Here is a 26,581-nt window from a genome sequence, read left to right as displayed (position 1 = left end):
TCACGTTGCCACGCTGGCGAGGCAAGCAGTGTTCAATCTGTCGATATTGGGCTTCGGTGATTTCCATCACCGAAGCATACAACTAAATCAAATTAGTGTGAACAGGCCCTAATGATTGGCCAGGTTGTTCAAGACGCGCTCAGGGATGCTTCGTGTGCGGCTGACTGGGTGGAAGATGGACAACTGGCGCTCAGCGCGTTGGCCACGGAGCACTACGATGTTGTCTTGCTCGACCTCGGTCTGCCCCGTCAGAGCGGCCTGTCCGTACTCGCTTCACTACGGGCCGGTGGCAATCTTGTGCCTGTCCTGATTCTTACCGCCCGGGATGCACTGGAGGACCGTATTGCTGGCCTTGATGCTGGCGCGGACGACTACCTCGTCAAGCCTTTTGAGATGGCCGAACTGCTCGCCAGAATGCGAGCCGTCTGGCGACGCAAGGAAGGGATCGCGTCGCCGGTGCTTAGCAATGGTGCCGTTACCCTGGAGCTTGCCACCAAGCAAGCCACTGTGGCGGAGGGGGAGCCCCAGCAACTCACCAACCGCGAGTTCGCCCTGCTTCAGGCGCTGCTTGTACGGCCGGGCGCTATTCTTTCCAAGGCCGAACTGGAGGAGCGCCTTTACGGCTGGGGCGAGGAGGTGGAGAGCAACGCTGTCGAGTTCCTGATCTATGGGTTGCGGAAGAAGCTGGGCGCATCCGTCATCCGGAACGTGAGAGGGCTGGGGTGGCTGGTGCCGAGGCAGCCGTGATGCGTTCCGTCCAGAGCCGCTTGTCACTGTGGCTATCGCTAGCCATTCTGGCGATGGCCATCGCTGCCGGCATCGTGTCTTTCGCTGCAGCGTTCCGAGAAGCCAACGAGTTCCAGGATGACCTTCTCCGGCGAATCTCGCTTCTCTTCGACGCCGATCATCTACCCGCCCCGACACTTGCCGGGCCGGAGAACGCCGCGGTGGCAGACGAAGAGGAACGGGTCATCGTCGAATACCTGCCACCGGAAGCCGGGCGGGGCGTGGCGCCAGCAATCAGTAAAGCGGGGATCCCGGGACTCACCACCGTTCCTCACGGTATCAGCACGTTGCGCATAGGTAGGGATTCGTATCGTGCGTTCAGCCGCGCACTTCCGGATGGAGGACGAATCATCGTCGCGCAGGAAACTGGCATGCGCGACGAGATTGCACGCGATAGCGCGCTGCGAACGCTCTTCCCGCTCGTGATTTTCGTGCCAGTGATGGTGCTGATCATTGCCATCCTTGTGCGCGGCATGTTCAAGCCAATCGCGGCCTTGTCGGAGGAGATCGACGCGCGGGGCGACAACGCGCTGCACGCACTTCGCGATGAGCACGTGCCAGCCGAAGTTCATCCATTCGTCGTGGCGATAAACCGGCTCCTCGGACGTGTGGCGCAATCGATGGACATGCAGCGACGATTCGTGGCGGACGCCGCCCATGAACTGCGTTCGCCGATGACTGCGCTGTCGTTGCAGGCGGAGCGGCTCGAACAGGCTGCCATGTCGGAAGAAGCGCGGACGCGGCTGCTCACGCTGCGCCGCGGGATCGAACGTAGTCGTGCTTTGCTTGAGCAGTTGCTAAGTCTTGCGCGTGTTCAAGCCGAGGCTCCACCGCCGACCAGGCCCATATCCGTCCGCCAGGCCTACCGACAAGTGCTGGAAGACCTGATGCCACTGGCGGATGCTCGGCACATCGATATCGGCATCGTCGGTGAAGCCGATGCCACGGTCCTTATCAGCGAAATCGACCTGCAGACCTTGCTGAAGAATCTCGTGGACAACGCTATCCGCTACACACCGGAGTATGGGCGCGTCGATATGTCCGTTCGGGAAGATGCCGGCGTGGTCATGCTGGAAATTGCGGATTCCGGGCCCGGCATTGAACCGGACCAGCGCGAACGAGTGTTTGACGCGTTCTACCGGACGCCTGGCACTCCCGCCACTGGTTCCGGCCTGGGACTGTCCATCGTCCAGGCAATCCTGCAGCGGACGGGGGCAAGTCTTTCCGCGGGATACGTGGACGAGGCGGCCAGGCGTGGATGGCGAGTCAGCATCCGGTTTAGCGAGACGCCTCAAAGAGACGACTGATACCGGGGCTCGTATGGGGTACGCGTGCTAATCGAGCCATACCTGCCCGGCATTCTTTCCAGGCAGGATGGCGAACGGGAGGGAGACTGCCCTCGTCAAAACTGAATCGAGGCGCGGCCGATACCTTCGAATTCCACCGTCACCAGATCGCCGGCCGACGCGGGCAGGATGCCGACCCATGTACCCGTGGTCACCACCGTACCCGCTTCCACGCGCCTGCCTTCGCGCGTGGCGTGTCGGAGCCAGGCCGGCAGCCCGTATGCAGGATCGCCAAGCGCATGCGTGCCGCGCCGCTCGAATTCCTGTGCGCCAATCCTGACGTGGCAACGCTGCGAAGCCCAGTCGCGAGGCTGGTAGGGAATCCATTCACCGAGCACCAGCGCGCCGTGCGCCTGCAAGTCCGCGAGCTTGAGCAGCGCCGGCGCATCGGTGTACTGCCGCCAGCGCGAATCGACGACTTCGATCGAGACCGCCATGGCATCGATCAATGCAGACGCCTTGTCGCTATCAAGGGCGGCCGCTTCGGCAGCGTCTACCGGGCGGCCAAGTCGAAGCGCAATCTCGGCCTCGATACCACGCCAGGTGAAGGGCCAGCCCTCGGTTTGCGCCGGGCTATTCCAGACGCCTTCCACAGGGAGTTGTGCGTGCGTCAACTGCGCCTGACGGGAGGGTCCGCCAGACTTCCAGAATCCAGGGCCGGATGTTTGCCAGCCGAAGGCTGAGGCAACCTTATCCTGGACTGCGTAGGACGCGTCGGGCGTCGTCAGTGCGCCTGCCAGCGATTGCGCGTCGACACACTGTTGCTCGCGCCTTGCACGGATGATGGCTTGTGCGACGGCGTCGATTTGGTCCGAATTCATATTAGGTATCTTGTTGGAAGGGGGGAAGGAAGCGACGGCCCATCAGTGGCCATCAAGGGCGCGCAAGATGGCGCGGCATGCTGCGGGCACAGGACCGATGACGGGTATGGCGAACCGCCTGCTGAGCGCCTCGGCGGCGCGGCCAAGCGGGCCGCCGCCAATGACTACGGCTTGTGCGCCATCGGTCTCTATGCAGGACTGCACGGCTGCGGCTAACGCTGTCTCCAGCGCTTCAGGGTCCTGGCCAAGGCGCAAAGGGTCCCCTGACGTGAACCGTGTTCCGGTAAAGCTGGCCTCCAGTCCTAGCTGATGGACTTTCGACGCGATGGCGGCGGCCAGTGCCGGCGTGGTCGTGGCGATGCCGAAGCGGCCATGTTGCGCAGCCTCGCGCATGGCCGCTTCCCCGATGCCTACGACCGGCACCATCAACCGGCGCCGCAGTGCCTCGGCGCCGGGGTCGCCAAACGCAGCGACGATGACGCCGCGGACGCTGCCCACATCGACGGCGCCGACCACGTCCGCCGCGGCCTGCAGATCGCCCTCTTCGACGATCATCGGCACGCCGTCTTCCATGGTCAAGCCGCGGATGGCTGCGCGTCCGCCCAGACTGGAACGCGCAATCTCCACCATCATCTGCGTGGTTGCCTGCGACGTATTCGGGTTGATTAACAGGATCGGATGCATGTCATTGCCAAAGTCAGGACCCGCTGGCGCTGGCGGTACCCGTGCCGACTGCCAGCTCTGCCTGGTCTTCCGGCTCAGGTTCACCCATGGGGCGGCCAAAGGTTTCAGGCGCAAACTGTACGCTTAGCGCGAACACAGCGTACATGGCCGCCAGCATGCTGAACATGCCGCCCACACCGTAGGTTTCGAACACACGGCCACTGAGCAGCGGTGTCAGCGCACCGGCCAGCGTACCCAGCGCGAGGATGAGGGAGGTGCCGAATGCACGGACATCGGTGGGATATTGCTCGGGGGCAAAGATCCAGATAGAGGTGTTCAGCAGCACCACGCAGAAGGTGAAGCAAGCCCCGAACAACAGCACCAGCCCCACGTTGAACGTCAGGAAGCCGAAACTCAGCCCCGCCGCACATGCCAGTCCCGCACCAATGGTCAGCACGCGCTTGCGCGGAAAGTGATAGCCGCAATAGGATGCCGCCAGTGCGCCGAACAGGCTTCCGCTTTGCATCACCATGGTGAACAACAGGCTCTTCGAGATGGTGTAGCCCTGCGACATCAGGATGGTGGGCATCAGCGTCAGCACCGAAATCTGTGCGCCGTACGTCATCGAGACCGCGATACCCAATGCGACCGTGCGCCGGCCCAAGCGACCCTGAAACACATCGCGCAACCGTACCTGGGTTCGTGGCGAATCGTCCTGGACGGCTTCCCGGATGTATTGCGTCGGCTCTCCGCGCAGCTTGCCAAGGCGCCCGGAAGCGAGACCGGAGAGCACGCGGTTCGCCTCGTCCACGCGACCCTTGGACAACAGGAAGCGAGGCGTCTCGGGAATAAAACGACGGTAGAACACGACGAAGATGGCGGGCGCCACCAGGCAGCCGAACAGCCAGCGCCAGCTGTCCGGTCCGGGGAACAGCGCGAACACAGCCAGTCCGAAGGCGGGCGCCAGCATATTGCCCAGACCGCCGCTGCCCACGCTGACCATGCCGACCGCGGTACCGCGGAAGCGCGTGGAGCACAACTCGGCAAGGATTGTCACGGCGACCGAGATCTCGCCACCCAACCCGATACCGACGATGAACCGGCCTGTAGCCAGCACCGTATAGTTCGGCGCAAGCGCGCAGATGACCGCACCCAGCGTGAACAGCAGCAGATTCACATTCAACATGGTGCGGCGGCCGTAGCGGTCGGCGATATAGCCCGAAGCCACGCGTCCCAGCGCCGCCGCACTGAACGTCAGCGTATTGAGAAAGCCGATATGCGCGACCGAAATGCCCCATTGCTCGCGCAAGATGGGCCCGACCAGGCCAACGGCGTTCTGTTCAAACACATCGAACATCACGCCCAGCATGATCAGGAAGATGATCTTCTTGTGTGCGGCGGTAACGCCGATGCCATCCATTGCCCGGTCGAGTTCGTGCTGCTGGGGCGAACGCGACGATTGGACATTCACTTCTGCGCCCATCTTGTCTCCTCCTCGAAATGAGGTCAGTCACGGTGTGTCCGCAAACTTGCCGCCGGCATCTTTGGCCGGCATTGGAACAGAGCAGTCATGAAAGTGCGGCTGCGACGCGGTGCTATGTCAGCGCCGGCGCACTCAGGGGCGGGCGGCGCGCGCCCAGAGCGTGCTCTGCCGCATACGCCAGCCGCAACAACACGGCTTCCGAGAACGGTCGGCCAAACAACTCCAGGCCGACCGGCACGCCATGCGGGGCGTTGGCATCCGGCTCGGAGAAGCCTGCCGGGATGACGATCGCAGGGAAGCCCGTGGCTGATGCGAGCACACCATTGCGCTCGGCCTGCGCCTCGCCCACGGGCACAACCAGGCGGCGCTGATGCGGAAACGCCAGCGCATCGAGACGATGCGCTGCCATCAGCCCGAGGATGCGCTCGCGCAACGCTTGCTGGCGTTGCAGCCGTTCGCAATATTCCGCCTCGTTGCCTGCCAGCGTCACGGCGTTCTTCAGCGTTCCCGCGACGCTGGGATGCACGCTTGCTGAAGCGATGATGTCTGCCATCGAGCGTACCCGCACGCCGGATGGTGCCTCGGCAAGGTAGGCATCAAGATCGCCTTTCATCTCGTAGAGGTGAACCAGCGTGTCGGCCAGCAGCGCGTCGGGGCGGATCGCTTCGTCGATCTCGACCAGCTCCGCACCTTGTGCCCGGAGGGTGGCGAGCGCAGCTTGCATGACGGCATTGACGGCACGGTGCTCGGGTCCATCGCCAAAGAAGGCGCGCAGCACGCCAATGCGTGTGCCTTTGAGCGCGTCGGGATTCAGTTCATCGGTATAGCTGCGCGGGATATGCGGAGCGGCTGCGTTGGTAGTGGGGTCCGCGGGGTCATAGCCGGCAATGACGTCGAGCAGGAGCGCGGCATCGGCGACGGTGCGCGTGATCGGTCCGATGGTGTCCTGCGTCAGCCCACAAGGGACCAGCCCGGTACGGCTGACCAGTCCCATCGTCGGACGCAGGCCGACGAGGTTGTTCGCCGAAGCCGGGGAGCGGATGGAATTGATGCCGTCCGTGCCGATTCCCAGCAGGCCGAAGTTGGCCGCAATACCCGCAGCGGTGCCGCCGCTGGAGCCACCCGGCGTCCGCGTCAGGTCATAAGGGTTCAGGGTTTGCCCACCCAGCGTGCTGACGGTCTCGCCGCCCGATGCCAGCTCGTGCAGATTGGTCTTGGCCAGCACGATGGCGCCAGCCTGGCGCAGTCTGCGCACGATGAAAGCGTCGTCCACAGCAAGATTGCCCTGCAGGCAACTTGCGCCCGCGGTCGTCTCCATACCGGCGCATTCGATGTTGTCCTTGATCAGGACCGGGATGCCATGCAAAGACGCGAGGGGAACCGATGGAGAGGCCGCAGCTTGCGCGTCCAGTCGGTCGGCTTCCGCCAATGCGTGCGGATTGAGCTGCAGTACGCTGTTGATGCCCGGGCCATTCTTGTCATAGGCGGCGATACGGTCCAGGTAACTCTGCACCAATTGACGCGCGGTGAGTCGGCCTTCACGCATTGCGTCATGGACGCCGTCTACGGTGGCCTCCATGACGCTGCTGCTGAAGTCGGTCGGTTGTTTCATGTTTGCATTCCTTGCGCCCGAGCCAAAGGGCGCCGGGGTGATGAGTCCTTGGGGAGCGGCATGCCGCTCCCCGCCTGCACTACCGGTTGACCAGCTTCGCCGGCAAGGTCCAGATGGCGAATGCTCCGAGGATAAGCATGCCCGCAATCATGTAGTACGCACTGGTGCCGCTCTGGGTCACGTCGCGGAGATACCCGATCATGTAGCCGCTGGTAAAGCCGGCCAGGTTGCCGATGGAGTTGCTCATGGCGATGGCCGTGGCCGCTGCCGCACCGCTGAGGAAGGCGGTTGGCAATGACCAGAACAGCGGCGAACAGGTCAGGATGCCGGCCGCGGCAATCGACAGGAACACCAGCGAGAGCGCCGTGCTGTGCATGATCCAGGGCAGGGCCAGGAAGCCGATGGCCCCCATCATGCAGGGCACGATCAGGTGCCAGCGCCGTTCCCGATGCTTGTCCGCGCTCTTGCCGAATACATACATGGAGACGATGGCTGCCATATACGGGATCGCGCTGAGCAGGCCGATATGCAGCGGATCGGAGACCCCTGTCGACTTGATGAACGTTGGCAGCCAGAGCGTAATGCCGTACTGCCCGGTGACATAGCAGAAGCAGATCAGGCTGATGAGCCAGACACGCGGGTCGGTGAAGACATTGCCCACGCGCGCCTCGGGGCCTGCCGCCTTGTTGTCCTCCGCCTTGGCCAGTTCGAGCACCCGCTTCTCGTCGTCACTGAGCCATTTGGCCTTGGAGATGGAGCTGTCCAGGTAAAAGAAGCAGGCGAGGCCGAGCAGTATGGCAGGCACGGCTTCAATGAAGAACATCCACTGCCAGCCCGCCCAACCCGCAATGCCGCCCATGCTGCCCATCAAAAAGCCTGACAGCGGGTTGCCGATGATGCCGGACAGCGGCGAGCCCATGCAATAGATCGCCATGATCTTGGCGCGTCGATGCGAGGGATACCAGCAGGACAAGTAGTACACGATCCCAGGCGTGAAGCCCGCTTCGGCCAGGCCCAGCAGGAAACGCAAGGTGTAGAAGGCTGTCGGTGTCTCCACGAACACGAAGCAGGCCGAAAGCAGGCCCCACGTCACCATGATCCGGCCGATCCAGACCTTGGCGCCGAAGCGGTGAAGCGCCAGGTTGCTGGGTATCTCGAACAGGAAGTAGCCGATGAAGAAGATGCCGGCGCCGAGGCCGTAGACGGTTTCGCTGAAGCCAAGGTCCTGCGACATCTGGAGCTTGGCAAAGCCGACGTTGACTCGGTCGAGATAGGCAATCAGGAAGCAAAGCATCAGGAACGGCACGAGGCGCCAGCTTACCTTGCGATAAACCGCGTCTTCGTACGAACTCACCTTTGCCCCGGCCTGCAGGGTAGTTTCCACAGCGTCTCCTTTTGTATTGTCAGGTACGTCGGTGCTGCTGCGCCGATGCTGAGCCGATCGGCGCTGTGTGGAACGTGGAATGGGCCTGTATCGCCGGGGCCTGTGACGGCACGTGTGCAGGGGTGCCGGCAACCAGCTTGTAGCAAGGCCCTCCCCGGCCTTGCCTGTGAACTGGTGTTCGCCGCGACCGCAGGACCCGGCGGCCTGCGTCAGGCGGCAGCCCGCAGCGGCAAGGGGTTTGCGTGGGCCGCGAGATAGTCCATGGCTGCAGCGACCCCGCTTGCGGCCACTGGCACACCCGACAACTTCAGCCCCATCTCGCAGCCGGCAAGCGTGGCCATCAGCGTGAGATCGTTGCAGTCGCCGAGATGGCCGATGCGGAACATCCGACCCTTCATCTTGCCCAGCGCCGCGCCGAGCGACATGTTGAAGCGGTCATAGATGATCCGGCGCACGGTGTCCGCGTCGATGCCGTCGGGCATCATCACACCGGTCAGCACCGGACTGTAGACCGACGGGTCCGCGCACTGAATCTCGAGGCCCCATGCGCGCACCGCACGGCGGCAAGCTTCGGCCAGGCGATGGTGGCGCGCGAAGACGTTGTCCAGCCCTTCTTCCAGGATCATGTCCAGCGCCTCCGACAAGCCATAGAGCAGGTTCGTGCTGGGCGTGTAGGGCCAGTAGCCGGTCTGGTTCATGGCGATGATCTCTTCCCAGTCCCAGAAGCTGCGTGGCAGGCGCGCGGACCGGCTGGCTTCGATGGCCTTGGGCGACACGGCGTTGAAGCTGATGCCCGGCGGCAGCATGAGCCCCTTCTGCGAGCCGGAGACGGTTACGTCCACGCCCCACTCGTCGTGGCGATAGTCGGCGGAGGCCAGCCCCGAGATCGTGTCGACCATCAGCAGGGCCGGATGCCCCGCCGCGTCAATGGCCTTGCGCACCGCGGCGATGTCCGACGTGACACCGGTCGAGGTCTCGTTATGCACCACGCAGACTGCCTTGATGGCATGGCCGCTGTCCTGGCGCAGGCGCGCTTCGATCATGTCGGCCTGAACCCCGCGGCGCCAGCCCTCGATGCCTGGCAGGCCCAGGAACTCCGGGCGCAGGGCAAGCTTCTCGGCCATCTTTTTCCAGAGCGTGGCGAAGTGGCCGGTCTCGAACATCAGCACGGTATCGCCGGGGCTCAGCGTGTTGGATAGCGCGGCTTCCCATGCGCCCGTCCCGGAGGCCGGATAGATCACAACCGGCTGCTCGGTCTTGAAGATCTTGCGGATGCCGGCCAGCACCTTCAGTCCCAGCGCGCCAAACTCCGGGCCGCGATGGTCAATGGTCGGGTAGCTGATCGCCCGCAGGATGCGATCCGGCACCGGGCTCGGTCCGGGGATCTGCAGGAAATGACGGCCGGCGGGATGGAAGTCCAGTTTCAGCATTTGCTCCTCCTGTTGAATTTTGCATTCAAAATACTTTAGCAGGCGAGGCAAGGATGGGAAGGGGGCGAGTACAACAAAAAAGCGCAGTGTTTACCCCGAGCTGTGGGGATCTTGCGCCCTGGCGGTACTGTGCTATAGGTCTGCTAAAATCCACGGAAAACGACCATCGTTGGACTTTGCATGCAAGATTCCACGCCATCAGCCGATACCACACTCGCTTCCATGCTTCCGAAGGTCGAGCGGCAACGCCTGCATGACACGGTCGTGGGCCACCTTCGCAACTTCATCGTGGAGGGGGTACTGAAGGCCGGCACAAAGCTCAACGAGCGAGAACTTTGCGAAACGCTTGGCATCTCGCGCACACCGCTGCGCGAGGCCCTGAAGGTGCTCGCGGCGGAAGGGCTGATCGATATCTCGCCCAATCGCGGCGCCACGGTCGCCAGCCTGTCGGCAACGGAAATCCGGGATACCTTCGAGTTGATGAGTGGCCTGGAGGCGTTTTCGGGCGAGCTGGCCTGCGAACGCATGACAGCTGTCGAGCTTGCAGAACTCAAAGCCTTGCACTACGCGATGCTTGCCTGCCGTGCGCAGGATGACCTGTCCGGCTACTACGACTGCAACCGGCAGATCCATGACAGGATCAATCAGGCTGCACGCAATTCCGCGCTGCGCCAGACTTACCTGGCGGTCAACCGCAGGCTGCAGGCGCTGCGATTCCGTTCGAATTTCCAGAAAACGAAGTGGGACAGTGCCATCCACGATCACGACGAAATGCTGATCGCGCTCGAGGCACGTGATGGCAAGCGCCTCGCGGCGATCCTGCGCCAGCATTTGCTGGACAAGCGCGACGCAGTGCTGCACATGCTGGCAGCCGAGGCGGACGCCGCGCCCGTGACATCGGAATTCTGATTGCACATCCCAATAGGATCAGTTGGCCGACGGCCGGGCCCGGTCCGAGACGGATGCCCGTTGAGGGACGCTCGATCGTCTCTGACTGACCCGGAGAGGCTCTCCACCCGCCGAGCGCGTGAACGGCCGTACATGATTGCCAAAGCTGTATGGCTGGGGCGTTCCTACGCTAGGCCAGCTCAATACGCTCGTCAGGCGGCTCGTTCGATTGCGGGCGCGATAGTTCAGACCTCCCGCAGCCTTGCCAGACCCGCCAGGCCATTGCAGGGCTGAGCAGAGACTTCGGCGGGATCATCAGGTTGACCACCTTCAGAAACTCGGTCGCCAGTGTGCTGTCATGCGCAGCAGCAAGATAAAACTTGCCGATGTACCAGTTGATGAAACGCAGCATCGGCGGCCTCGCGCCCTTGACCTGCGGATTGCGGAGGTCATTGCCAACCGCAATGGCCCACGGGATATCGACGATTTCCGCAGCACCTTTGAAGAACCGCCGCGCAAGATCGTCCACGCCCGCCCGTAGGAGGCACTGTTTCAGCGTTAGCGCCTCCTCTGCTGCGACCGTCATGCCCTGTCCGTAGACCGGGTTGAAGCTGCAGATAGCGTCACCGAAGACCAGGTAGTTCGCAGGGAAGCGCGCCAGTTCCTCGTACCGGCGGCGCAAGTTGCAGGCGTAGCGGTAGCGCCTGTAGTCGCTCAGCGGCTCGGCTCTGGCGACAACGTCGTGAATCTCCTTGGTCGGCAGCGTCGCCAGATACGCGAGGAAATCCTGATCGTTGTCGGGTGCCTCGTCGCCAAGAAAGCCGCTGGTGCTGACGATCCAGCTTTCGCCCTCCTGCGCGAGCATGACGCCGTTCCGCCAGTTCGGCGCACTACCGGCCACAACGATGCCGAGCTTGCCGTCAAGATCCGCCGGCCGACGTCGATAGGTGCGGGTCATGTAGCCAATGCCGACCTCGACCTTCTCGCTGGCGGGAGGCGGGTAGCCGAGTTCTTCGAGCCACATCGCGCTGGACGAGCCGCGGCCAGTCGCATCAACGACAAGGTCCGCGTTGACGGTTTCCTCCGGCCCGCCTTCGACACGCATGCGCACACCCGTCACGCACTTGCGGGCGACATCGCTGGCGAGCCCCCGCACAGCGCAATTCTCTATGGCGCGCAGGTTCGGCAGGTTCATGAGCCGCCGTCGCAGATGGCCTTCGAGCACGGGTCGGCTCGCAAGCAGGCCGATCAGGTCGCTCTCGCCGTTGGCAAGCGTGACGTTGTGACCGATCCAGATCACATCGTTAGCGACATCGCCGAGCAACCCGCCGCGTGCGACGACCTCATGGTTATATCCGGGGAAAAATTCCTCGAGTACCTGGCTTCCGCGGGCGAGAAGCCCGTGGGCGTGGCGGCCCTGTGGGACGCCCTTGCGCGGGTTGTCTGCTGCTGGAAACGCATCGCGTTCGAGCACGGTGACGGTGGTATAGAAATCCGATAGCGCGCGTGCGGCCAACAGTCCACTCATGCTGGCGCCTATCACGATCGCATGCTTGCCCAGGTTTTTCATGTCAATCTCCGGTGCGATCCGCTGGAATGCGTTCAGCGACGATCGTCTGCCGTGCATGTTAGGATCGGCTCGTCCCTTGGCCGTCCCCTGGACGCCGTGATTGAGAGGGCACAACTATGGCTCTGTTCAGCGTGCGGACGCTTGGATATCCGGAGATCCGTCGGGACGACCGGCCGTGCCCGCTGCCCTTGCGCAAGGGCCTGGCCCTGCTCGTCTATCTGGTGGAAGCGAAGGGCCCAGTCGGGCGCGACGTCGTCGCAACCATGTTGTGGCCGGATAGCAGCGAAGATGTAGTACGGGCGCGGCTGCGGCGCCTCATGTTCCGCCTCCGGCTCACGCTTGGCGACAACGTTCTGACAAGCGACCGGTCGACGGTTCGATGGTCATCAACGATTGACCTGCAACTGGATTCCCATCTGTTCGAGCAAGCCTGCGATAGCGGCGAATTCGAGCGGGCGTGTCGCCATTATTCCGGCGACTTTCTCGAGGGGTTTTCGCCAGGTGATTGCCCGCAGTTTGACGAGTGGGCTTTCTTTCGCCGCGAGGCCTTGCGGGGCAGGGCGATCCAGGCGCTGGAACGGGTGGTACACGACAGGCATGCGGCCGGCGACTACGCGGCCGCGGCTACGCACGCCGGCCGACTCGTTCAGTTGGATCCGCTCAGCGAAGTGTACGGCCGGCACCTCATCCGCAATCTCCTGCTCTCCGGAGACCGGGCTACGGCCGAGCGCCACTTCGCGGCTTTAACCCAGCGCCTTCGCGATGCGCTCGATGTAGCGCCGGAAACCGAGACTCGCGCGCTGCTGGACGCCGCCGCGTTGCCGGTCGAGGATCCGCCGCCGACGCGCTATGTCTGCGATGGCAGCGTCCATCTCGCGTTCCAGACCTACGGCGCCGGCCCTATCGATGTACTGGTACTGCCGGGTTTCGTGTCCCACGTCGAACGGATTTGGGAGGAACCCCGGTGCAGGGAGTTTCTGTCTTCTCTCGCCGGAATGGGCCGGCTCATCCTGCTCGATCGTCGCGGCATCGGACTTTCCGACCGGGTCGGGTTCAATCCCAGCGTCGACGCGACTGCGCAGGACATCGGCACGGTGCTCGACGCTGCCGGCACCCGCCGGGTGGTGCTATTCGGTGCGTCTGAGGGCGGACCGGCATGCATCAAATTCGCCGCCGATCATCCCGGCCGGGTCGCCGGCCTCATACTGTTTGGCTCGTTGGCCAAGGGAAGCGCCACGCCCGACTATCCGCACGCGCTGCAGGCCAGCCAGTATGACGCGTGGCTTCAGCACCTCGTCGCAGACTGGGGTGGGCCTGCCGGCATTGAAACGTTTGCGCCGAGCCTGTCTGGCGATCCACAGTCGAGAGCCTGGTGGGCGGGCTTGCTCAGGGCCGCGTCGAGCCCGGGCGCCATCAAGGGCGTGCTCGAGGCATTGCGCGATATGGATGTGCGCGATCTGTTGGGCCGAATTTCTGCTCCGACCCTGGTGCTCCACCGACACGACGACCGCGCCGTTCGCATCGGCGCCGGCCGGCACCTCGCCAGCCACATCGCGCGGGCTCGATACGTCGAGCTTGACGGCGCCGATCACTGGGCTTTCGCGGGCGACCAGCGAGCCGTTCTGTCCAGCATCAAGCAGTTTGTCAGCGGTCTCGCAGTGTGATGGCAAATCCGTGACGAGATATCGCATCGGGCCAGCAGGTGACTCAGAGAAAATCTGCCTCGTCTCAGGCCAACCCCGTCCGGCAGCTTGCTCGAGTGTGAGCGAAGACGTGCGGCACGCCGGCATGAGGGTGTGTAAGCGTCTCTAGTCGGCCCATCTCGGGCCGGTAAGGCTCCCATAGCCCCCCTTCAGTGGCTCGCACGCTTCAGCCGCCCCCACTTGACGACCCATGGCGCGCCAGGAACCGATCCAATTGGCCGGCGAACGCCTTGCTATCCTGCGCGGCATATGGCGCCGGACCGCCGGTATCAATGCCTGAGCTGCGAAGCTGTTCCATCACGTCGCGCATCGTCAGGCGCTCCTGAATGTTCTCGCGGCTGAACCAGCTTCCTCGCGGGTCGAGCACATAAGCGCCCTTTTCCAGGGCCGCGGCGGCAAGAGGAATGTCAGCCGTAATCACGAGATCGCCGTGGCCGGCCAGTTCGACGATACGGTCATCGGCGGCGTCGAAGCCGGCGGGCACTTGCAGTGCCTTGATAAAGCGAGACGGCGGCGTGCGCAAATACTTGTTCGCCACCAATGTGACGCACACTTCGACACGCTGCGCAGCCCGATACAACATTTCCTTGACAACGACAGGGCAGGCGTCTGCGTCAACCAGTACTTGCATTGCGGATTTCCAATCGATAGAGGGAGCCGCTCATATTACTGCCAGCAGGGGCGATGGGGCTGTTGTACAACCGGCTGCCGGCGCTTTCTCCGCTTGCTCCTGAGGAAGCCCGACCCGCGTCGGGCCCCGCGAAGCTGTCGACTCGTATCACAGCAGTCTGCGCCTATCCCTGTGACTCTGCACGTCCCTCCCGCATTGCTTCATTCTGGTTTGCTCTGAAAGTACGATAAATAAATACATATAAATCAGTATGTTGTTAGCGTTGTAATTACAGATTACGTATTTTATACTCCGCCGCGAGATGCGTACTTCGGCCTGACGGCTGGAGCAGCGCGGTGGTTGGCGCGACCTCCCCCGCAACTCAACCGGTAGCAAACAGATCCCCCCAGGCCTGACAGCGCCTGCAGTGCATTTGCTGGAACTTCCAATAAGGAAAACATGAAGCTCAAACTGTTCGCCATCGCCGCCGGGCTGCTTGCGTCGGCCGGCGCCTGTGCGCAATCAAGCGTGACCCTCTACGGAATCGTGGACGCCGGTGTCGAGTACCTCAACAAGGTTCCTGATGCCGTCGGGAAGAGTTCGAACCTGCTGGCCCTGCAATCAGGCAACCAGGCAGGTTCGCGCTGGGGTCTGCGCGGCGTGGAAGATCTGGGTGGAGGCCTGCGCGGCGTCTTTACGCTGGAAAGCGGCTTCACCATTGACGACGGAAAGATGGCGCAAGGCAATCGCCTGTTTGGCCGCGCCGCCTATGTGGGCCTGCAGAACCAGTGGGGACAACTGACCGTGGGCCGCCATACGGCGCCGTTCTGGGATTTCGCTGGCGCGTTTGATCCGATGTCCAACGCGGGCCGCTACGCCATTGGCGCGCAAGACCCGTTCATGCTTGGCCAGCGTGCCGACAATTCGGCCAAGTACATCGGCACGTTCGGTGGACTGACCGTGACCGGCCTGTACAGCTTCAACTACAACAACCAGGAAATCCCGGGCAACTTCACCAACGGCCGCGAGTACTCGCTGATGACCGTCTACGCGGCCGGCCCGCTCTCGGTCGGTGCCGTATACGACCAGACGAACCAGTCATCCGCATCCGCACTGACGACCAACCAGCTGTTCCGCCGCGCAGCGATTGCGGGCACGTATGCGTTGGGCCGGGCCAAGCTCTACGGCGGCTACCGCTATGCGCGTGCCTACAACGGCGCGTCCTTGCCGGGCACCGCCGGCGCTACGAACACCTATTCCAATCTCGCCTGGGCCGGGCTCGGTTACCAGCTGACGCCGGCCTTCACGCTGACCGGCGCTGCCTACTACCAGAACCTGCGTTACGCCCAGGTTGGCAATCCCTGGCAGTTCGTCGCTACCGCCGATTACGTCCTGTCCAAGCGTACCGACCTGTATGCCTCGATGTCGTACGCGCTGAACAACAATCCAAAGTCGGCGCTTGGCGTGAACGGGTTCAACGATGCGCTGGGTGCGACTTCCATTGAGCGCGTGGTGCCCGGTGCCAACCAGTTCGGCCTTGTGGTTGGTATCCGCCATAAATTCTGAGCGGTTGCAGCACTACTGTGAAACAGCCCGGGGCCTTCCCCGGGCTTTTTTCAGTCCTGACGAGACATGCGGGAACGCCGCGCCAATCTTTGCCCCTCTCTTATGCTTTCATCGATTCGCACGAAAATTCAGGTCATCTCCACCGGCATCGTGGTGACATCGCTTGCGCTGACAGCCGGTGCAACCTATGTCATCGTCCGCGACAGCAATCTGGAAACGATCCGGCAAAATCTCGATGCCATCGCCACCGGCCATGCCATTGCCCTGGATGAATGGGCGGCGGGGAAAGCCACCATGGTGGCTGCTGCCGCGGAGCAGATTGCACCGGGCGACCCACGCGGCATTGTTCGTCAGTTGCAGAAGGCCGGAGCATTTCCGATCACCACTGCCGGCTGGCAGGACAAGTCCTTTGTTGCAAGCAAGGACCAGATGCCGGCAGGCTTCGATCCGACCGCGCGTCCCTGGTACAAGGAGACCCTGGCGGCAGCCAGGCCGATCGTGACAAAGCCATACGCTGATGCGACGACGGGCAAGCCGTTTGTCTCGTTCGCCGCACCTATTGTGCGAGACGGCGCGACAAGTGGCGTGGTGTCTGCGGTAGTGTCCCTGGATGGCGTCCGCGATGTCGTGACGGCCGTGCGCCCGACGCCCGAGAGCCTTGGCTTCGTCGTCGACAAGGATGCCTGTATCCTGGCGCATCCGGACGCCAGGTACATTCGCAAGCCGGCGTCGGCGTTGTCACCGGCCCTGACGCCGCAGGCATTGGCATTGCTCGAAAACGAAGGAAATCCGCTCGAGATCGAACTCGACGGCAGAATGAAGCTGCTGCGCGCCCGGCCGATTCATGGCACGAGCTGGCAGCTTGTCGTGGCGCTGGACAAGGCAGAGGCCACTGCAGCGCTGAATCGCGTGATCAAGACCTCGGCGCTGGCCATTGTGCTGCTGGCGGTGGTGGCTGCGGCACTCAGCGGGTTGTTCACCGCACGAGCGTTTCGCAGGCTATCCGAAGTGCGAGACGCCATGAATGAAATCGCCACCGGTGACGGCGATCTGACCCGCCGCCTTCCGGTCGACGGCCGCGACGAGGTCTCGCAGATCGCGACCTCCTTCAATACATTCGTCGAAAAGCTCGGCAGCACACTGACCAGGATTCGGCGTGGCAGCGAATCGGTGAAGGTCGCCACCAATGAAATCGAAGCTGGCAACCAGGACCTGTCGCGTCGTACGGAAATGGCGGCGAGCAATCTGGAAGAGACAGCGGCTTCGCTGTCCGAACTGACCGGATCGGTGAGCCGATCCGCAGAGGCAACCGTTCAGGCAACACGTCTTGCATCGTCCGCCAGTGACGCGGCGAAGCGGGGCGGCAATGTCGTTTCCGACGTCGTCGCGACGATGGACGACATCGCCCAATCGTCATCGAGGATCGGGGAGATCATCGGCGTGATCGACGGTATCGCCTACCAGACCAACATCCTCGCACTAAATGCGGCCGTCGAGGCCGCACGTGCAGGCGAACATGGCAAAGGCTTCGCGGTGGTCGCCGGCGAAGTGCGCAGCCTTGCGCATCGCAGTGCCACGGCGGCCAAGGAGATCAAGACGCTGATCGAGACCTCCGAAGCCAGCGTACAGTCCGGGACCCAGCGGGTTCAGGCCGCCGGCGATGCCATGACGGAAATCGTCGACGGCATCCGCCAGGTCTCCTCGCTCATCTCCGAGATCAGTGCGGCCATGGCCGAACAAAGCACGGGTCTTGGCCAGATCAATCAGGCCGTCGAGGAAATGGAGCAAGCCACGCAACAGAATGCCGCGCTGGTGGAACAGGCAGCGGCGGCTTCGTCGCTGCTGGATGAGCAGGCAGGCAACCTGGCGGAGGCCGTTGCCGGGTTCAAGCTGAATGGCTGAGCCGAGACCATCTGGCGATTCGCCCCGATGCCGGCGCGGTCTTCCCGGCGTGATGGGTGGCATCCGGGCGCGCGAATGACGAGCTCGATGACGAAGCAGCGATAGAGGAACTGCGCCGCGCTGTTCCTCGCTGAAGTGCCCGGGTCAGCGCAGGTATTGCTCCACCAGCGCTACCCAGCATGCTGCGCCGATCGGGATGAGCTTGTCGTTGAAGTCATAACCTTCGTTGTGCAGGGAACAGCCGACGCACGGCTGCCCCTCGAGGTTGTTGCCCAGGGCGAAGTAGCATCCCGGTACCCGCTCCAGCATCCAGGCAAAGTCTTCGCTGCCCAGCTGCGACCCCGGCGGGATCTGGATGATGCGCTCCTCGCCGACGACCGACCCCACTGCCTTGCGGGCGATCCCGGTTTCCATTTCGCTGTTGCGCACGGTGGGCACCAGAGGTTCGTAATCAATATCCGCGGTTGCCTGGAATGCCTCTGCCTGATGCCGAACGAGGTCGGTAATTCGACGGGCCAGGAGTTCCCTGACTTCCGGCCGGGCGGCGCGCACGCTGAGTTCCAGCGTCGCGGTTTCGGGAATGATGTTGTACGTCGACCCAGCATGTATCTGTCCGACGCTGACGACAGCGGCATCGGCCGGTGCGATATTGCGCGCCACAATGGTCTGCAAGGCCATGACCGTGGACGCAAGTGCCACGGTCGGGTCGACGGCGAGATCCGGATTGGCGCCGTGTCCGCCCTTGCCGCGGAACGTCACGGTGACGCGGTCGGAGGAGCCGCCGAGCGACCCGCTCTGGACAATCGCTGCACCCAGTGGCAGTCCGGGTGCATTGTGAAAGGCATAGACACCGTCGCACGGGAATCGTTCGAACAGGCCATCGGCGATCATGGCCACGGCGCCGCGCAGTCCCTCTTCATCGGGCTGGAAGATCAGGTTGAGCGTGCCATTGAAGCTGCGCGAGGCCGCAAGGTACTCCGCGGCGGCAAGAAGGGCTGCCGTGTGTCCATCGTGGCCGCATGCGTGCATGCGGCCTTCGTGGCGGCTCGCATACGGCAGCCCCGTACGTTCACGCACCGGCAGGGCATCCATGTCAGCTCGCAAGCCGATGGTGCGCGTTCCCGATCCCAACTTGAGCTGGCCAACCAGCCCATGTCCGCCCACTGTATGTACGTCATAGCCCCACTCGCGCAATAGTCCCGCGACGAGCGCCGCGGTTTGCGGGACGTCGGCCCCGAGTTCCGGTGCGGCATGTATACGCTGGCGGATCTGCGCAAAGCGAGGCGCGCTGTGAAGCAACGCCGCTGGGATATTCATGGTGTCGAAGGCGGGCATGGCAAAGATCGTGAGCCTGCGCTGCCGCACGACACGCCACGGGAGTAGGGGCGGCCAATGTCGCGTGACGTGTCGTGCTCTGGTGGCAGGTGTTGTCCGGGGATACGCGTCTGATGGGCGCGGCTTTTACTGCTTGGCGTGCCGGCCGCTGGATCCGACGTCGCGCTCAGGGTAAGCTATAAGCTTAAAAAGAGCAAATGCCGGACGGCCGGGAAGGTCGTCAAGTGCCAGTTGGCGGACCAGCACTCAGTTCCTGGGCGAGCCAGCCAGCTGCTTGCGGTATTCGCTTGGGCTCAGGCCTTTCCACCGGATGAATGCGCGACGGAAGTTTGGAGGATCACTGTAGCCGAGGCGGTTGGCGATCTCCTCGACGGTCAGGTCGCTGACTCGCAGGTACACATCGGCGAGATTCATGCGGACTTCCGCCAGGATCTGGCGAAACGAAGTGCCTTCCTCGTCGAGCATCCGCTGCAGCGTGCGGGGATTCAGCGCTAGTGCCCCAGCCACGCGGTCCATGTCGGGAAACTGGCCCGGGGTCTCCAGCATCAAGCGCCGCACACGCCCTGCAAGTTGCCCATCGCGCGGCAGCTTGAGCAGCACGATCTCGCAAAGCTCGCGCATCGTCTCGTGCGTGATCGGGTCCGAATGTGTCATCGGTTGCGTAGTCCACGCCTCATCGAACCAGATGGCGTTGAAGGGTGCATTGAAGCTGACCGGGCAACCCATCTGCGCCTCGACCATGCTATCGCTTGCTTCGCGTCGGCCTGCCATTTCCACCAGCGAGAGCTGGAATCGGGAGCCGTACAGTTCCCTGAGGAGCGTCAGCATGCCGGCCGCCGTCAGCTCGACGACGAAGCGGTACAGTGGGTCGGTCTGCGCGGCGTCGATGGCGGGATCAATACGCCAGCCGACGTTGCCGCCGTGACGCACGAACTGGATTGGCGTGAAAGGGCTCAGGATGTCGTGGTACTTGCTCGCAAACTCGATGGCCTCCGCGTGCGTGCGGCTGCTCAGCAACGCATAGCCGTAGATGCCGCACGCCGCGATGTGCATGCGTGCGCCCAGTTGAAGGCCGAGGCCGGGCTCGCCGAAGCGCTCCAGCGCATTGCCAAATGCCTTGAGAATCTGGTGCTTCGAGAGCCGCTTGGCGGGTGCAAGCAACCCAGGCATCTCGAGTCCCGTATCCCGCAGCGTCAGCTCCGGTGCGACGCCCCGCGCCTCCATGAAGCGCACCAGGACAGCCACTGCGTGAGCCAGATAGCCACCTTCACGGCCTCGCGTCCAGAGATCGGTCGCGGACGCTGTAATCGTTTGCGATGTCTCCATGCTCCCTGTCAGAAAGTAACCCGTTCCCTGGCGTCTCCCGACCTGTTCCCTGCGATGTCCGGAATTTACGCTAGACGGCAAACACCAGAATTGAAAGAACAAAATACGGAGACAAAGATGCGGCCATCACCGTAGCCCATTCTGCATCGGTACCGGGGTATTGCGCGCTGTCGCGCATGCACCGCCGCCCTGCGCACCCAGTGCGTGCCGGCCTCACCATATGGCGCCCGTTATACCGGAGCGATGCGTGCGAGCGCAAGCGCCACGGCGCAGCCATCCATCGACGGCGAACTCGCAGTCCGTCCGACGCAATCCGAATTCCCATGCCGTCCAGTACAAATAACGTTTCACCAGTCCTCGCACGCGACTCGCTCGGCGCCGCGCAAACGCCTGACCTGAGCGCGCTTTACCGGAAGGTCGCGAGGCGGCTCATGCCTCTGCTCTTTCTTTGCTATGTACTCAACTGCATGGACCGGATGAACATCGGGCTCGCGCAGTTGCAGATGAAGCCATCGCTCGGCTTCAGCGATGCCGTCTACGGACTGGCCGCAGGCATCTTCTTCGTCGGGTACTTTCTCTTCGAGGTGCCGAGCAACCTGTTGCTGCGCCGCATCGGGGCGCGCAAGACCATGACGCGCGTGATGGTGCTTTGGGGCCTGGCATCGACGCTTACGCTCTTCGTTTCTACGCCGGCCGAGTTCTACCTGTTGCGCTTTCTGCTCGGCGTGTTCGAGGCGGGCTTCTTTCCCGGCATTGTCCTGTACCTGACCTTCTGGTTTCCGCGCGAATACCGCGCCCGCGTGGTGGCGTGGTTCATGGTCGCGTCGGTCGTGGCGGGTGCCATTACCGGCCCGGTGTCGGGCTGGATCCTGAAGAACATGCATAACGTGCACGGTTGGGAGGGCTGGCAATGGATGTTCCTGCTCGAGGGTATTCCAAGTGTCCTGATGGGGCTGGTAGTGTTCGCCGTCTTGCCGGAGGGGCCGTCGAGTGCGAGCTGGCTGACCGAGAAAGAGAAGGCGCTGTTGCAGCAGGCGGCAGCCGAGTCCTTGTCTGACGACGCCAGCCCTGCGGATGCGGGGCACGGGCCGCTGCGCGCAGCCCTTGGCAACGCAACGGTCTGGAAGCTCGCAGTGATGTTCTTCTGCATTCTCTGTTGCACGTACGCGCTTGCATTCTGGCTACCTACCATGATCAAGCGCAGCGGCGTAGCCGACGTACAGGCCATTGGCATGTACACCGCTATTCCCAATCTGCTCGGCGCGATCTTCATGATCTGGTTCGCACAGCGTTCCGACGCGCGCCGCGAGCGACGCGGCCACTACGTGTTCGCACTATGCATGGCCATGTCGGGACTCGGTGGCGCTGTGGCGTTCGGCGACAGCCTGGGCGGCATGCTGGTGGCGATCTCCGTTGTCGCATGCGGCGCGGTGGGCGCGATGCCCATCTTTTGGGCGATCGCTACGTCCTACCTGTCGAAAGAAGCCGCGCCGGCCGGCATTGCCCTGATCAACAGCGTAGCCAGCCTGGCTGGCATGGTCAGCCCGGCGGTGCTGGGGGCGATCCAGTCCGGCACCGGCAAGCTCGACGCTGGCATGTATCTCGGCATCTTGCTGCTCTTCACCAGCATCGTGCTGTTGACCAGCATTCCGGTCTCTGCCTACCAGGGATCGCGCAAGCCATCTTGATCTTCACAGCCTGTTCAGGAGCCTCACATGCGTCAACCCACTTGGGCAAAGTTCTATCCTCCGGGCGTGAGCTGGAACGCCGAACTGCCGCAAACTCACCTGATTTCCCTGCTCGACGATGCCGTGCGCCGCTGGCCGGCTCGCCCGGCTGTCGGCTACATGGGCCGTACGCTCACCTACCGCGAACTGTCGGCCCTGGTTGACCGCGCCGCGGTCGGGCTGCGCGCCCTGGGCGTCGCGCCCGGTGTCCGCGTTGGGTTGTATCTCCCAAACGTGCCGCAGTACGTGATCGCCTTTTTCGGCATCCTGCGCGCCGGTGCGACGGTGGTCAATTACTCGCCGCTCGATGCCATCGCAGTGATCGAACACAAGATCGAGGACAGCGAGACCGACGTGCTCGTCACCATTGACGCCGCCTCGCTCTACCCGGCCATGCGCGACCTCGCGCAACGCACGCGCCTGCGCAAGCTTGTAGTGGGCACGCTTGGCGAATTCTCGGCGCAACCGGACCAGGTGCGCGCGCAGATGCAGGCGAGCGGGCAGTTGGCGGCTATCGACGGCGATGAGAATGCGATGACGTTTGCGGCGCTCCTCGACAACGACGGGCAATACGTTGCACCGTTGGCGACGGATGCGCGCACCAACGTTGCGGTATTGCAGTACACGGGGGGAACCACCGGCCTGCCCAAGGGTGCCGTGCTGACCCACGCAAGCCTTTCCGCCGCTACCGCCCAGGCACACGCGATTGCCATGGGCGATGACCTGTTGCAGGAGGGCGCGGAACGCTCGCTCGTGGCGCTGCCGCTGTTCCATGTGTACGCGATGGTCGTCAACCTGCTGCTCGGCATCCGTATCGGGGCGGAGCTGGTGCTGATGGTCAGGTTCGATGCGGCCGCGATCCTGCAGGAGATCAGCAGTCGGAGCATCAGCCACTTCCCCGGCGTTCCCACGATGTTCACGGCCTTGTGCTGCCATCCCGAGGTATCGCGCTTCGACCTGCGTTCGCTCAAGGTCTGCAACTCCGGCGGTGCGCCGCTGCCCGTGGAACTGCTGCGCCAGTTCCAACAGCTTACCGGCTGCACGCTGAGCGAGGGCTGGGGCATGACCGAGACGTCATCCACGGGCACGTTCACGCCGAACCACATCGATCCGCGCCCCGGCTCGTGCGGCATTCCAATGCCGGGCGTGGACATCCGCCTTCTCGATGTGGACAACCCCGAGCACGCCGCCAAGCCAGGCGAGCCAGGAGAGATTGCGGTGCGTGGGCCCAACGTGATGGCCGGCTACTGGAAGAAGCCCGACGAGACTGCCGACAGCTTCACCGCCGACGGCTTCTTCCGTACCGGCGACGTGGGATACCTCGACGAGGATGGCTATCTGTACATCATCGACCGGACGAAGGACATGCTTCTGTGCGGCGGCTTCAATGTCTATCCGCGTGTCATCGAAGAAGCCATCTACAGTCACCCGTCCGTGGAAGAAGTGATGGTGATCGGCATCCCCGACCCGTACCGCGGCCAGTCGCCAAAGGCCTACATCAAGCTGCGCCAGGGCCACGACGCGTTCTCGCTCGACGAACTCAAGGAGTTTCTGAAGCCTTATCTCGGCAAGCACGAGATGGTGTACGCCCTGGAGTTCCGTACAGACCTGCCCAAGACAGCGGTGGGCAAGCTGTCGAAGAAGATGCTGCTGGACGAGGTGCAAGCCTGATGATCCCTGCATCCACTGATCCATCCCTGAACAGCTAACAGGAAATGACCGACATGTCCGATCTCATCGCTTCGCTGGCGGCCCCTTTCAATCGCGAGCCCGACGAACGCTGCCCGTCCATCCTGCTCTATGGCATCGAGGGCCGCGCGCTGCTGGAACTGGCCTCGCTGCCGTGGACCCTCCCTTTGCTGCTGCGCGATGTGCCGCGGGGCGACGGCCACAGCGTGCTGGTGCTGCCAGGCCTGCTGGCCAGCGACCACTCGACCTCGCTGCTGCGCCGCTTTCTGCGCAGCCGTGGCTACGATGTGCACGGCTGGAAGCAGGGCAACAACCTCGGCCCGCGCGAGGGCTTGCTCGAAGCCCTGCAGCATCGTGTCGAGTCGCTGCACCAGACCTCGGGCCGAAAGATCAGCCTCATCGGCTGGAGCCTCGGCGGGGTCTACGCGCGCGAGCTGGCGCGCGCCATGCCCGAGAAGGTCCGGCAGGTCATCACGCTTGGCAGCCCGCTTTACGGTGCGCCCGAGACGAGCAGCAACGCCTGGCAGGTCTTCCGCTTCCTCACACGCGGGCAGGCCGTCGATGAATCGGCCCGCGGCAACGTGGCACCTCCCGTTCCGACCACGTCCATCTACAGTCGCGCCGACGGCGTGGTGGGCTGGGGCTGCAGCGTGGAGCGCCCTGGCCCCATGACCGACAACATCGAGATCAATGTGGCCAGCCACCTCGGCCTCGGCGTCAACCCGCTGGTCTGGTATGCCGTGGGCGACCGCCTCGCGCTGCCGGAAGATGGCTGGACCCACTTCGCGCCACGCGGCCTGTACCGCTCGCTCTTCCCGTTCAAGGCGCCTGTCCGATCGTGACGCCCAACGCATTATTCCGGAGACATGCATGACCCCGCTTAGCACCATCGATGCGTCTTTTCTTCACGTCGAGTCCGCCGAAATGCCAATGCATATTGGCGGCCTGCACGTACTGGATCTTCCCGCGGGCTACGAAGGCGACTTCCTTGAGGACGTCAAGAAGCATATGAGAGAGCGCCTGCATCTTGCATCGATCTTCACGCGCAAGCTGGCGCTGATGCCATTTGATCTCTCGAACCCGGTGTGGGTGGACGATGACGATCTGGATCTCGACTACCACATCCGCCATGTCACGCTGCCGAAGCCCGGCAGCAACCGTCAGCTCCAGCAAGTGGTGGCACGCATGCATTCGAGCCTGCTCGACCGCAGCCGCCCGCTGTGGGAAATCGTCGTGATCGATGGATTGCGCAGCGGACAGGTAGGCCTCTATGTGAAGGCGCACCATGCGGGCGTCGACGGGCAGGCCGGCGTTGCGATCGGCCGCGCGCTGTTCGATGGCACGCCGACCGGCCGCAAGATCCGTCCTCCGCGCCAGAAGCCGCGCCGCGATCCCTACCAGCTGGGCGTGGCGGAGCTTGCCATGGCCGCGGTGCGAAACTCGGCCCAGCAGTACCTGAAGCTGGCCACGATGGCACCGGACTTCCTCAACGTCTTCCAGGGACTGCTGAGTCCGGCACTGGGCAAGGCGCTGCCGGTATGGAGTCCGCCCGGCGTCGCACCGGGAGCCGGCAAGCCTGCGGAGAACCTGGTCGGCGGCCTGCTGAACTCGCCGCTGGCCAGCTTGCTGGCGCCGCGCACGCCGATGAACGTGGCCATCACGAATCAGCGCACCTTCGCGGGCCGCACGACGCCGACCGCGGAAGTGAAGGAAATTGCCAGGACATTCGGTGTTTCGTTCAACGATGTGGTGCTCGGCGTGGTGGCCGGCGCCATGCGCAACTACCTGATGGCGAGCGATGAGTTGCCCGCGAAATCGCTGAGCGCGGCCGTGCCCATGAGCCTGCGCGCCGAGGACGATGGCACCGCGAACAACCAGGTCGGCATGATGGTCACCGACCTTTGCACTGACGTGGCCGATCCGGTGGAGCGGCTGCGCAAGATCGGCGTGGTATCGACGCAGCGCAAGGCAGTGATCGATCCCGTGAAGGGTGCCATGGGGACCGACGTGCCGATCTTCGCCTCGCCGTGGCTGATCTCGGGGCTGGCCTCGCTCTATGGCCGTTCGCGCCTGGCGGACTGGATGCCTCCGGTCGCCAACCTCGTGGTTTCCAACGTCGCCGGCCACAACCGCCCGATGTATTTCGCCGGCGCTACGGTGGTGACGCACTATCCGGTGTCGATTCCGTCGCACGGCATGGCGCTCAACATTACCGTGCATAGCTACAACGGCCGCCTCGACTACGGCCTGATCGCCTGCCGCCGTGCGTTTGGCGACCTGACGGAGCTCGGTGACGATCTGCTGGCCGAGCACCGGCTGTTGCTGTCGTTGGCGCGCAACCAGGCGGCGGCAGCGGGTACGGCGGCTGCGGAGACGGCTTTGCCGGAACAAAGTTCTGTGGCGCCGCCAGGGGTGCCCGCTGCCGCCGCAGAACAACCGCAGGCACCGTCCGGTAGCGAACTGCCAGTGGTGACCATGGCCGCTTCGTCCACAGACCGCGACGCGACGCATGTACCAGAGGTGATCCTGTCACCCCGGATCGAACTCGACGCGCAAGCCCAGCCGGTTCGTCGCAAGCGTCCCGCCCCGGCTTCCGCAGGGCGTCGCAAGAAGGCCTGACCCTTCGCGCTGGCGTGCATTCCCGATACGAAAATCGGCCCCGTGTGGGGCCGATTCCGGATTCGACACGACGGGTGGCGCGGTTCCGCCGTGGGCGGAACCCGCACGTGGCTCGTCTTGT

At 63.6% G+C, this 26,581-nt stretch carries 20 protein-coding genes; 10 read left to right on the top strand and 10 right to left on the bottom strand.

Going from position 1 to position 26,581, the window contains the following annotated elements; genetic code table 11:
- Positions 1-111 precede the first annotated feature (111 nt).
- Together KHO41_RS35045 and KHO41_RS35040 are read left to right on the top strand one after the other, a co-directional pair.
- Complete coding sequence (locus KHO41_RS35045; protein ID WP_211957815.1) at positions 112-747, top strand: response regulator transcription factor; 636 nt, start codon at positions 112-114, stop codon at positions 745-747.
- The gene (locus KHO41_RS35040) at positions 747-2,093 is read left to right on the top strand and encodes an ATP-binding protein (RefSeq protein ID WP_211957822.1); all 1,347 of its coding nucleotides are present in this window, start codon (positions 747-749) and stop codon (positions 2,091-2,093) included. Before KHO41_RS35045 ends, KHO41_RS35040 begins: the two co-directional genes overlap by 1 nt.
- Positions 2,094-2,188: 95 nt before the next feature.
- Here KHO41_RS35040 and KHO41_RS35035 read toward each other — a convergent pair whose 3' ends face one another.
- The 6 genes from KHO41_RS35035 to KHO41_RS35010 all read right to left on the bottom strand — a co-directional run bounded on the left by KHO41_RS35035 (position 2,189) and on the right by KHO41_RS35010 (position 9,525).
- Positions 2,189-2,953, bottom strand: a complete 765-nt coding sequence (locus KHO41_RS35035; protein ID WP_211957814.1) for a 2-keto-4-pentenoate hydratase — start codon at positions 2,951-2,953, stop codon at positions 2,189-2,191.
- 42 nt (positions 2,954-2,995) lie between these two features.
- A complete protein-coding gene (locus KHO41_RS35030; protein WP_211957813.1) occupies positions 2,996-3,637 on the bottom strand; it encodes an aspartate/glutamate racemase family protein in 642 nt (213 codons plus the stop codon).
- Between the two features lie 13 nt (positions 3,638-3,650).
- Entirely contained in the window at positions 3,651-5,099 is a 1,449-nt protein-coding gene (locus KHO41_RS35025) for an MFS transporter (RefSeq protein ID WP_211957812.1), read from the bottom strand.
- A 112-nt stretch (positions 5,100-5,211) separates the two neighbouring features.
- Positions 5,212-6,711, bottom strand: coding sequence for an amidase family protein (locus KHO41_RS35020; RefSeq protein WP_211957811.1), 1,500 nt, complete (start codon positions 6,709-6,711; stop codon positions 5,212-5,214).
- Positions 6,712-6,790: 79 nt separating this feature from the next.
- Positions 6,791-8,095, bottom strand: coding sequence for an MFS transporter (locus KHO41_RS35015; RefSeq protein WP_211957810.1), 1,305 nt, complete (start codon positions 8,093-8,095; stop codon positions 6,791-6,793).
- Positions 8,096-8,304: 209 nt separating this feature from the next.
- The gene (locus KHO41_RS35010) at positions 8,305-9,525 is read right to left on the bottom strand and encodes a pyridoxal-phosphate-dependent aminotransferase family protein (RefSeq protein ID WP_211957809.1); all 1,221 of its coding nucleotides are present in this window, start codon (positions 9,523-9,525) and stop codon (positions 8,305-8,307) included.
- A gap of 180 nt (positions 9,526-9,705) precedes the next feature.
- On the opposite strand from KHO41_RS35010, the gene KHO41_RS35005 reads away from it, so the two are divergent.
- Positions 9,706-10,434 carry a GntR family transcriptional regulator gene (locus KHO41_RS35005; protein ID WP_211957808.1) on the top strand — a complete coding sequence of 243 codons (729 nt, stop codon included), beginning with the start codon at positions 9,706-9,708 and terminating at the stop codon, positions 10,432-10,434.
- A gap of 169 nt (positions 10,435-10,603) precedes the next feature.
- Here KHO41_RS35005 and KHO41_RS35000 read toward each other — a convergent pair whose 3' ends face one another.
- On the bottom strand, positions 10,604-11,983 hold the full coding sequence (locus tag KHO41_RS35000; RefSeq protein ID WP_211957807.1) for an FAD-dependent oxidoreductase: 1,380 nt from the start codon (positions 11,981-11,983) through the stop codon (positions 10,604-10,606).
- A gap of 116 nt (positions 11,984-12,099) precedes the next feature.
- Here KHO41_RS35000 and KHO41_RS34995 point away from each other — a divergent pair, with 116 nt between their 5' ends.
- Entirely contained in the window at positions 12,100-13,647 is a 1,548-nt protein-coding gene (locus KHO41_RS34995; protein WP_211957806.1) for an alpha/beta hydrolase, read from the top strand.
- A gap of 205 nt (positions 13,648-13,852) precedes the next feature.
- On the opposite strand, the gene KHO41_RS34990 is transcribed toward KHO41_RS34995, so the two are convergent.
- Positions 13,853-14,317, bottom strand: a complete 465-nt coding sequence (locus KHO41_RS34990) for a YaiI/YqxD family protein (protein WP_211957805.1) — start codon at positions 14,315-14,317, stop codon at positions 13,853-13,855.
- Between the two features lie 438 nt (positions 14,318-14,755).
- Here KHO41_RS34990 and KHO41_RS34985 point away from each other — a divergent pair, with 438 nt between their 5' ends.
- On the top strand, positions 14,756-15,862 hold the full coding sequence (locus KHO41_RS34985; protein WP_211957804.1) for a porin: 1,107 nt from the start codon (positions 14,756-14,758) through the stop codon (positions 15,860-15,862).
- A 102-nt stretch (positions 15,863-15,964) separates the two neighbouring features.
- The gene (locus tag KHO41_RS34980; RefSeq protein WP_211957821.1) at positions 15,965-17,764 is read left to right on the top strand and encodes a methyl-accepting chemotaxis protein; all 1,800 of its coding nucleotides are present in this window, start codon (positions 15,965-15,967) and stop codon (positions 17,762-17,764) included.
- A gap of 144 nt (positions 17,765-17,908) precedes the next feature.
- Here the strand turns inward: KHO41_RS34980 and KHO41_RS34975 are convergent, their stop codons facing one another.
- Positions 17,909-19,099, bottom strand: coding sequence for a M20 aminoacylase family protein (locus KHO41_RS34975; RefSeq protein WP_244874175.1), 1,191 nt, complete (start codon positions 19,097-19,099; stop codon positions 17,909-17,911).
- A 246-nt stretch (positions 19,100-19,345) separates the two neighbouring features.
- Entirely contained in the window at positions 19,346-20,425 is a 1,080-nt protein-coding gene (locus KHO41_RS34970; protein WP_211957803.1) for an AraC family transcriptional regulator, read from the bottom strand.
- A gap of 431 nt (positions 20,426-20,856) precedes the next feature.
- Between KHO41_RS34970 and KHO41_RS34965 the strand changes: the two genes are divergently transcribed.
- From KHO41_RS34965 to KHO41_RS34950, 4 genes are read left to right on the top strand one after another with little or no spacing between them, the layout of a single operon-like run.
- Positions 20,857-22,113: an MFS transporter gene (locus KHO41_RS34965; RefSeq protein WP_244874174.1), complete on the top strand. Its 1,257-nt coding sequence runs from the start codon at positions 20,857-20,859 to the stop codon at positions 22,111-22,113.
- Positions 22,114-22,140: 27 nt separating this feature from the next.
- Positions 22,141-23,823 carry a long-chain-fatty-acid--CoA ligase gene (locus KHO41_RS34960; protein WP_211957801.1) on the top strand — a complete coding sequence of 561 codons (1,683 nt, stop codon included), beginning with the start codon at positions 22,141-22,143 and terminating at the stop codon, positions 23,821-23,823.
- Between the two features lie 53 nt (positions 23,824-23,876).
- Entirely contained in the window at positions 23,877-24,683 is an 807-nt protein-coding gene (locus KHO41_RS34955; RefSeq protein WP_211957800.1) for an esterase/lipase family protein, read from the top strand.
- 28 nt (positions 24,684-24,711) lie between these two features.
- Positions 24,712-26,460, top strand: a complete 1,749-nt coding sequence (locus KHO41_RS34950; protein WP_211957799.1) for a wax ester/triacylglycerol synthase family O-acyltransferase — start codon at positions 24,712-24,714, stop codon at positions 26,458-26,460.
- The last annotated feature ends 121 nt before the right edge of the window (positions 26,461-26,581 follow it).

The sequence above is a fragment of the Cupriavidus numazuensis genome, assembly GCF_905397435.1.
Taxonomy (GTDB): Bacteria; Pseudomonadota; Gammaproteobacteria; order Burkholderiales; family Burkholderiaceae; genus Cupriavidus; species Cupriavidus numazuensis.
Note: the sequence above shows the minus strand (reverse complement) of the source record. Positions and strands in the feature narration are given on the sequence as shown.